The organism is Absiella sp. AM29-15 (assembly GCF_003434225.1).
Taxonomy (GTDB): domain Bacteria; phylum Bacillota_I; class Bacilli_A; order Erysipelotrichales; family Erysipelotrichaceae; genus Hoskinsella; species Hoskinsella hominis.
In genome coordinates, this window is the sequence record NZ_QVFL01000012.1 from 138994 (window position 1) to 147511 (window position 8518).

Below are 8518 nucleotides of genomic sequence, written 5' to 3' on the forward strand. Positions count from 1 at the left end.
CTTCTTTTTTTTCGATATGCTACATACAATGTGGATGAGGTGTATAATGTGCTGCGTGGAAAAGTAAAGAAAAGAATCAGTTTGATATTTCTTTGTACAATCATGATTTTTTGTTGTATCTTGGGAAAATTAGGCTATGAACAAATATTCCATCATGAAGATATTATGGAAAAAGCATTATCTTTATGGGAACGTGAATTTACAATTGCAGGATTAAGAGGTTCTATTCTTGATAAGAATGGCAATGTTTTGGCACATGATATTCCAAGTACCAGTGTCATGGTGGTCCCTGCACAGATCAAAGATCCAGATGCAACAGCTGAAAAATTAAGTGAAATTCTGGGTGCGGATAAGGCTAAAATCAAGGCAACGATTAGCAAGCATGTATCTACGCAGAAAATTCAGCCGGAAGGACGACTCATCAGTGATGATAAAGCAAAAAAACTGGAAGCGATGGATCTGGATGGTGTATATCTGGTACAGGATAGTTTACGTAATTACCCCAACAATAACTATTTGGCGCAGGTGCTGGGATTTACCGGTATCGATAATCAGGGACTTGCAGGTTTAGAATTACAATATAATGATATCTTGACCGCAAAAAGTGGGGCATTGCATATTCCTTTTGATGCCAAAGGTCATAATGTAGACTTATATCAGGAAAACTATGAAGCACCTGGCAGAGGCATGAATGTAAAATTAACAATTGATTCTAACATACAGGATGTATTAGAACGTGAAATTAATAATCTAGTAAAAAAATACAGTCCAAAAAGTGCATTGGCACTAGCGATGGATCCGAATACTGGAGAAGTGCTTGCGATGGTCAGTAAACCGGATTTTGATCCTAATCATTATCAGGACTATTCCAGTGATGTATATAATCGAAATCTACCAATCTGGATGAGTTATGAGCCAGGTTCTACTTTTAAATCCGTTATATTTTCTTCTGCATTAGAGCTGAATCTGTTTGATATGTATAAAGATACGTATATGGATAAAGGATATGAAATGGTTGGCGGTGCACGAATCAAATCATGGAAAGCTGGCGGCCATGGGCTACAGACATTTCTTCAGGTATTGGAGAATTCCAGTAATCCGGGATTTGTGGAAATATCACGCAGAATGGGATTAGATAATGAGTATGCATATGTGAAAAAGTTTGGCTTTGGGGAAAAAACAGGTATTGATTTACCAGGGGAAAGCAGTGGGATCATGTTTAAAAAAGAAGCTATGGGAGAAGTAGAACAGGCAACAGTGGCCTTTGGACAGGGGTTAAGTGTGACGCCCATCCAGCTGGTTACAGCCTTCTCTGCAATTGTTAATGGGGGAACCTTATATAAACCATATATCACAAAAAGTGTGAATGATCCCATCACCAATGAAGTCATCATGGAACAAAAACCAACCGTTAATCGGCGTGTTATCAGTGAGGATACCAGCAAGAAGATGCGTTATGCACTAGAAAGCGTTGTTGCCAATGGGGGAGGTAAACCAGCTTATATGGAAGGGTATAAAATCGGTGGTAAAACCGGTACAGCACAAAAGGCAGAAAACGGAGTATATTCCAGTACCAATTATGTCTTGTCCTTTTTAAGTGCTGCCCCAATTGATAATCCTAAAATCGTATTATATATCGCCGCAGACAGTCCCAAAAATGATGTTTTGTATGGTGGTACCGTCATTGCGCCTATTGCGAAAGCATGTTACGAAGATATACTTCCTTATCTGGGGGTAAAGAAAACCAAAGATCAGATACCAAAGAAACTGATTTGGCCAGAAACAGAAAATATTAAAGTTCAGGATTTTGTGGGAAAGAAAAAGAAAGATGTAACACAGGAAGGTGTTACTTTCACCTTTATTGGAGAAGGTGATACCGTTATGGAACAGATGCCGGAAGCCGGCACCACACTGGGTGAACAAGGGGAGGTCTGGATTTATCTTGGAAATGACAAAATTAAGTGAGCTTATGGGAATGTTGCATATCGATTGTGAAGATGAACGAGAAATTCTTGGAATATGTGATCACAGTGGACATGTGAAAAAAGATGAAATCTATGTATGCTGGCGTGTGTTGGAAGAAAAAAAACAATCCTATATCAAACAGGCCTTAGCCAAAGGGGCAGTGGTTTTATGTGATAAAGAAAAACCAGGTAAGGATATTTATGTATGTGAATGTGTTGAAGATATCGCACAGGCTTTGATTGAGCTGTATTATGGTGATTTATGCAAAGACATCTTTGTGGCAGGCGTCAGTGGTACCAATGGGAAAACCAGTGTCACATCTTACTTGTCACAAATGCTTCATATCTGTGGAAAAGAAGTTATGCGTATTGGAACGGGACAGGTAACTTTTCTGGATCAGATCATTCCTATTTCAAACACAACACCTGATTGTTTTGAACTGGCACAATTTTTTCATACGGCAAACATGTTAGGATTAGATGGAGTCGTTATGGAAGTCAGCTCGCATGCGATTGATCAAAATCGGATTAACTTCATTCAATATGATATCATTATCTATACCAATATCACACAGGACCATTTAGATTATCATCTGACAAAAACCCATTATCGTTTCACAAAGTTCAAATTAAGGAGATATTTAAAAACGGATGGTTTGATCATCTATCAGAAAGATTTAAAAGAAATGCGTGATTTCGCATATTTATACCATGGTGCCAGTTTGACCATTGGCATGCGTGATGCACATATGGTGTTAGAAAATATTCAGTTAAGTGATCATGATGCCGCTTTTATCTTTGATCATATACCCTATCATACCCACCTGCTGGGAATGTTTAATGTATATAATATCGCAAGTGTCATTGCGGCAGGAAGAAGACTAAATATCGAAGTATCATTAATGCAGAAAGCCTGTGAACAAATAAAGGCAGTTGCGGGAAGAATGGAAGTATTAAAGGGAAAAGGCTATCATATCTGGATAGATTTTGCGCATACACCAGATGCATTATTGAATCTTTTACAATTTGCTCAATCGGTAAAGCGAAGAAATATCATCACAATCATTGGATGTGGCGGTGATCGGGATAAAACCAAACGCGCATTTATGGCAGATATCGCAAGAACGTATAGTGATATAGCAATCTTTACTTCTGATAATCCAAGAGGAGAGGAAATACATGAAATCCTGTACGATATGTGCACAAATGCAGGAGAACATGTAGAAATATTTGAAAATCGCAGCTTTGCGATAAAACATGCTGTTAAATGTGCACGAAATAGTGATATAATAATAATCGCTGGAAAAGGAAACGAAGATTATCAAATGATACAACATCATTACTACCCTTTTTCGGATAGAGATATCGTTAAGAAACGATTATGTGAGGAGGAAAACCATTGAACTTGAATTATATACTGGCATTCGGGTGTTCTTTGATCGTTACCTTACTGGTGATGCCAAAGCTGATCCCGTTTCTACATAAGATCAAATTTGGACAAGTGGAACGAGAAGAAGGCTTAGCCAGCCATAAAGCAAAAGGTGGAACACCAACGATGGGTGGAATGGTATTTGTATTGGTACCAATTCTGATTATGCTGATTTTAAATCCGAAAGCATTCACTTCTATGGAAATGCTGATTGTAATATTTGCGTATCTTGGTTATGCAGTCATTGGATTTATCGATGATTTTTTGATTGTGGTAAAGAAAAATAATGATGGATTAAAACCATCTGTAAAATTTCTAATGCAATCTGTATTAGCAGTGGTATTTTATTTTATTTATCAAAGCATTGCCCAAACAAGTGTAAATATACCAGTTTTGCATATAAGTATTGAACTGGGCTTTTTATACTTTGTGTTGATATTTATTATGTTTACGGCAGAAAGCAATGCAGTGAATTTAACCGATGGATTAGATGGCTTATGTGCAGGAACGTCTTTGATTGCAATGGCACCTTATATCATCTTTGCGCTGATGCAAAAAGAAAGTGATTTAGCAATGTTTTTACTTGCGGTATGCGGATCACTGATTGGATATCTGAAATTCAATCTGCATCCTGCAAAAATCTTTATGGGAGATACAGGTTCTTTGGCAATTGGTGGGCTGTTGGCCGCAACTGCCATGATATTAAAAGAAGAATTGCTTTTGATTATTATTGGTGGAGTGTTCTTAATGGAGGTATTATCTGTCGTTATACAGGTTACCAGTTATAAATTGACCAGAAAACGTGTATTTAAAATGGCGCCTATTCACCATCATTTTGAGATGTGTGGTATGAAAGAAACACAGGTTGTTTTGATGTTTTGGTGTATTGGTTTTATATTTGCATGTATTGGATTATGGTTGGGAGTGATTTAAGATGAGTGAAAAAGTACTTGTCATTGGTGCAGCAAAAAGTGGTGTCGCAGTCGCAAAACTATTGCATCGCCATGGATATGATGTAACCATTACAGATATGTCAAAAATAGAGGCTAAAGAAGAATTAGAAGCATTGGGAATGAGTGTATGGGAGAATGGACATCCGGATACTTTGAAAAATGAAGAATGGGCGTTTGTAGTAAAAAACCCAGGAATCAAATATACAGTACCTTTTGTGAAATATTTTGTGGACCATAAGATTAAAATACTGACAGAAGTAGAAATCGGCTATCGTTACGCAAAAAAATTCCATTATGGAGCTGTAACTGGCACCAATGGAAAAACAACGATTACGACGATGCTGTATGAAATGCTGCAGCATAATAAAAAGGCGATAGTAGCAGGAAATATTGGCTGGCCACTTAGTGAACTGGCTTATGAATATGAAGATGAAGAAAAAGATGTCGCATTAGAATTAAGTAATTTTCAGTTATTAGGTATAGAAACCTTTGCGCCTACTGTAAGTGTTGTCTGTAACCTGGCACCAGATCATTTAGATTATATGCCAAGTGTAGAATCCTATTATGCTTCAAAAATGAGGATTTATGAAAACTGTAAAGCAGATGATTGGTTCTTGCGCAATGTAGATGATCCAACAGTAATGGAATATGCACAAAATATTCCTTGTACCATGATTGATTTTTCATTAACAAGACAAGATGTAGATTTATATCGAAAAGATGGAAAAGTCTATTTGAAAGATGAAATGCTGTTTGAAGAAAAAGAATTTAAAATCGTTGGAGATTATAACCTGAGCAATGCTATGGTCGCCAGCTGTATGGCTTATAAACTGGGTGTATCCATTGAAAATATCAGAAAAACGATTCGTGAGTTTCAGCCAGTGGAACATCGTTTAGAATATATTGGAGAAAAAAATGGTGTCCGATTCTATAATGATAGTAAAGCCACCAATACCCATGCAGTAACAGCAGCGTTATCATCCTTTGAAAAAAATATTATCCTGCTAGCTGGCGGGCATGATAAAGGTATCAGTTTTGATGATTTAAAACAATTTGATGAACGCGTCAAATACTGTGTTGCTTTTGGAGAAACAAAAGAAAAATTCAAGGAAATATTTCAACATGTCATAACACAGGAAACGATGAAAGAAGCACTGGATGAAGCAATTCGCTTATCCCAGGCAGGCGATGTTATCCTGTTATCTCCGGCATGTTCAAGTTATGACCAATTCCCAAATTATGAAGTAAGGGGACGCATGTTTAAGGACATGGTCCATAAATACTTAGATAAAATGTAAGGAATTCGTTAGAAATTAGCATTGTACTTTGTATAGTTTTGGGATAGAATAGTATAGAAAACAAAAAAAGGAGTCTATTATGTTATTTGAAATTATAAAAGCTATCTTATATGGTATTGTGGAAGGTGTGACAGAATGGCTGCCCGTCAGCTCCACAGGACATATGATTTTATTTGAAGAAATTTTACCTATGAAGGTGTCACCGGAATTCTGGAATGTATTTCTAGTAGTAATTCAATTAGGTGCCATTTTGGCCGTTGTCTTATTATACTGGAATAAAATATTTCCATTCAATTTCAAAAATAAAAATCGTCCATTGATTCGTTATGATATCATGAATTTATGGGGGAAAATCATAGTTGCATGTGTACCAGCTGCGATTGTTGGTATATTATTCGACGATATTTTAGAAAAATATTTATATAACTCGATTACCGTGGCAACAATGCTGGTACTTGTAGGTATCGCCTTCTTGTTTATCGAAAATAAAAACAAGCACAAACGTGCCAGAGTTATGACATTGCAGGATTTAAGTTATAAAGATGCAATCATTATTGGCGCATTCCAATTGATTGCGGCAATATTTCCTGGAACATCAAGAAGTGGCGCTACAATTTTAGGCGGATTGATGATTGGTGTCAGCCGTACAATCGCTGCAGAATTTACATTCTTCTTGGCAATTCCAGTAATGTTTGGTGCTAGTTTATTGAAAATAGTAAAATTTGGATTGGCATTCAAAGGATCTGAAATTGCGATTCTTTTGACAGGTATGATCGTAGCATTTATCGTTTCTATTCTTGTGATTCGTTTCTTAATGAGCTATATTAAAAAACACGATTTCAAGGTATTTGGATGGTATCGTATTGTATTGGGTATTATCGTACTTGGCTGTTTCTTCTTTCATGTTATTTAATGATTATAAAAAAGCTTTCTGTATTTATTCAATATGACAGAAAGCTTTTTGTATACGTAAATTAGAAAATTTCTAATCCAACTTTTTTCTTTACTTTATTTACTTTTTTCCTAGCGATATATCTGGCTTTTTCATCGCCTTCTTTGATTACTTTTTCAATCAGACCACTGGAAATGATTTCTTTATACTTATTTTGAAGCTCTGTTAAGAAATCAAATACACACTGCCCAACTTCTTTTTTGAAGTCGCCATAACCTTTTCCATCATAACGAGCAACAATACTTTCGATAGATTCACCACTTAAACTTGATAAAATTGTTAGAAGATTAGAAATACCTGGCTGATTTTCAGGATCATATTGGATAATACCAATGGAATCAGTTACAGCAGACATGATTTTCTTACGCGCTACACTAGGCTCGTCTAACAAATCAATCGTTCCTTTAGGATTGGCGTCAGATTTACTCATTTTCTTAGTAGGATCCTGTAAAGAATAAACCTTAGCACCAACTTTTTCAACCAATGGTTCAGGAACCACAAAGGTATCTCCATAACGATTATTAAAACGTTCAGCTAGATTACGTGTTAATTCCACATGCTGCTTCTGATCCACACCAACAGGTACATAATCCGCATCATATAATAAAATATCCGCAGCCATTAAAGAAGGATAAGTAAACAAGCCGGCAGTAATACCCGTTTCACCTTTGGCAGTTTTATCCTTATATTGCGTCATACGCTGTAATTCTCCCATATAAGAATTACATGTCATGATCCATCCAAGTTCTGCATGTTCATGCACATCACTCTGTAAGAAAATCGTCACACGTTCAGGATCTAAACCACAAGCGATGTATAAAGCAATTAAATCTTTTGTATTGCGTTTTAATTCCGCTTTCTCCTGTGGGACTGTAATGGCATGCATATTTGCGATAAAAATATACATTTCATAATCATTCTGATAATTCACAAAATTTCGAATTGCACCGATATAATTACCAAGTGTCAATCGACCAGTCGGCTTAATGCCGCTCAACATACGTTTCATTGTATTCCTCCTTATAAATAAAAAAAGCACCAACGAAGGGACGCTTTTCTCTTACGTGGTACCACCCAACTTACTTTCCTTAGAAAGTCACTTCTCGATAACGGCGAGTAACCGATCATACGATCCACTCCAAAGTCCCAATTCAAAATATAAACCGTACTGATTTACACCAACCATCAGCTCTCTATACCAGCATTTATATTTCTACTAAATCTTTATCTTCGTGGTTTCCTTTATTATCATACTATTTCAAATTTCAATTGACAAGTCATTTTCAAGAAAATTCATCCAATCCAAAAAAAATACTTTCAATCAATACCACTATCCTATATAATATACATAGATGAAATGAAGGAGGTTCTCATATGATCATTTTATATACATCTCCGGGTTGTGCTAGCTGTCGCAAGGCGAAACAATGGTTGAAAGACAATGATATGAAATTCATTGAAAAGAATATTTTTACAACTTTATTAAAAGAAGACGAAATCAAATATCTTTTACAGCGAAGTGAAAATGGTACTGAGGATTTAATTAGTACACGTTCTAAAGCATTCCAGGAACTGAATCGTAGTTTAGATGATTTCTCAATCAAAGAGTTGGTGGAATTGATTCAGAAAAATCCTAGTATTCTGAAACGACCAATTATGATTAGTGAAAAAAGCTTTGTTGTTGGATATGATGATGACGAAATTACAACTTTGGTACCACCACAGTTGAGAGTTGTTGCGGCTAAGGCATGTAATCCATCCTGTGCAAATTATCCAATCTGTGGCAAAGTAAGAGAAAATAGTGAAAATGCAGCAAACTAAGCTGCATTTTTTATAAAAGGCAATGTAAGCATTTACATGAAATTTTATGAAAAAAAACGAAAAAAAGATAAAAAAAGCGTTGACAGGAGGAAGGATGTTTG

At 36.1% G+C, this 8518-nt stretch carries 7 protein-coding genes and 1 other annotated feature; of the genes, 6 read left to right on the forward strand and 1 reads right to left on the reverse strand.

Going from position 1 to position 8518, the window contains the following annotated elements; genetic code table 11:
- Positions 1 to 48 precede the first annotated feature (48 nt).
- The 5 genes from DW761_RS13140 (at position 49) to DW761_RS13160 (ending at position 6557) form a co-directional block, all read left to right on the forward strand.
- Complete coding sequence (locus tag DW761_RS13140) at positions 49 to 1965, forward strand: penicillin-binding transpeptidase domain-containing protein (protein WP_117452709.1); 1917 nt, start codon at positions 49 to 51, stop codon at positions 1963 to 1965.
- Entirely contained in the window at positions 1949 to 3367 is a 1419-nt protein-coding gene (locus DW761_RS13145) for a UDP-N-acetylmuramoyl-L-alanyl-D-glutamate--2,6-diaminopimelate ligase (protein ID WP_117518424.1), read from the forward strand. Before DW761_RS13140 ends, DW761_RS13145 begins: the two co-directional genes overlap by 17 nt.
- A gap of 53 nt (positions 3368 to 3420) precedes the next feature.
- On the forward strand, positions 3421 to 4326 hold the full coding sequence (gene mraY / locus DW761_RS13150; protein ID WP_394336419.1) for a phospho-N-acetylmuramoyl-pentapeptide-transferase: 906 nt from the start codon (positions 3421 to 3423) through the stop codon (positions 4324 to 4326).
- A gap of 1 nt (position 4327) precedes the next feature.
- Positions 4328 to 5644 carry a UDP-N-acetylmuramoyl-L-alanine--D-glutamate ligase gene (gene murD, locus DW761_RS13155; protein WP_117518425.1) on the forward strand — a complete coding sequence of 439 codons (1317 nt, stop codon included), beginning with the start codon at positions 4328 to 4330 and terminating at the stop codon, positions 5642 to 5644.
- A 79-nt stretch (positions 5645 to 5723) separates the two neighbouring features.
- Positions 5724 to 6557, forward strand: coding sequence for an undecaprenyl-diphosphate phosphatase (locus DW761_RS13160; protein ID WP_117518426.1), 834 nt, complete (start codon positions 5724 to 5726; stop codon positions 6555 to 6557).
- 61 nt (positions 6558 to 6618) lie between these two features.
- Here DW761_RS13160 and trpS read toward each other — a convergent pair whose 3' ends face one another.
- Complete coding sequence (gene trpS / locus DW761_RS13165; RefSeq protein WP_117452704.1) at positions 6619 to 7605, reverse strand: tryptophan--tRNA ligase; 987 nt, start codon at positions 7603 to 7605, stop codon at positions 6619 to 6621.
- A 33-nt stretch (positions 7606 to 7638) separates the two neighbouring features.
- Positions 7639 to 7836, reverse strand: a binding site (T-box leader).
- 134 nt (positions 7837 to 7970) lie between these two features.
- On the opposite strand from trpS, the gene DW761_RS13170 reads away from it, so the two are divergent.
- Positions 7971 to 8417, forward strand: a complete 447-nt coding sequence (locus DW761_RS13170; protein WP_117452703.1) for a Spx/MgsR family RNA polymerase-binding regulatory protein — start codon at positions 7971 to 7973, stop codon at positions 8415 to 8417.
- Positions 8418 to 8518 lie beyond the last annotated feature (101 nt).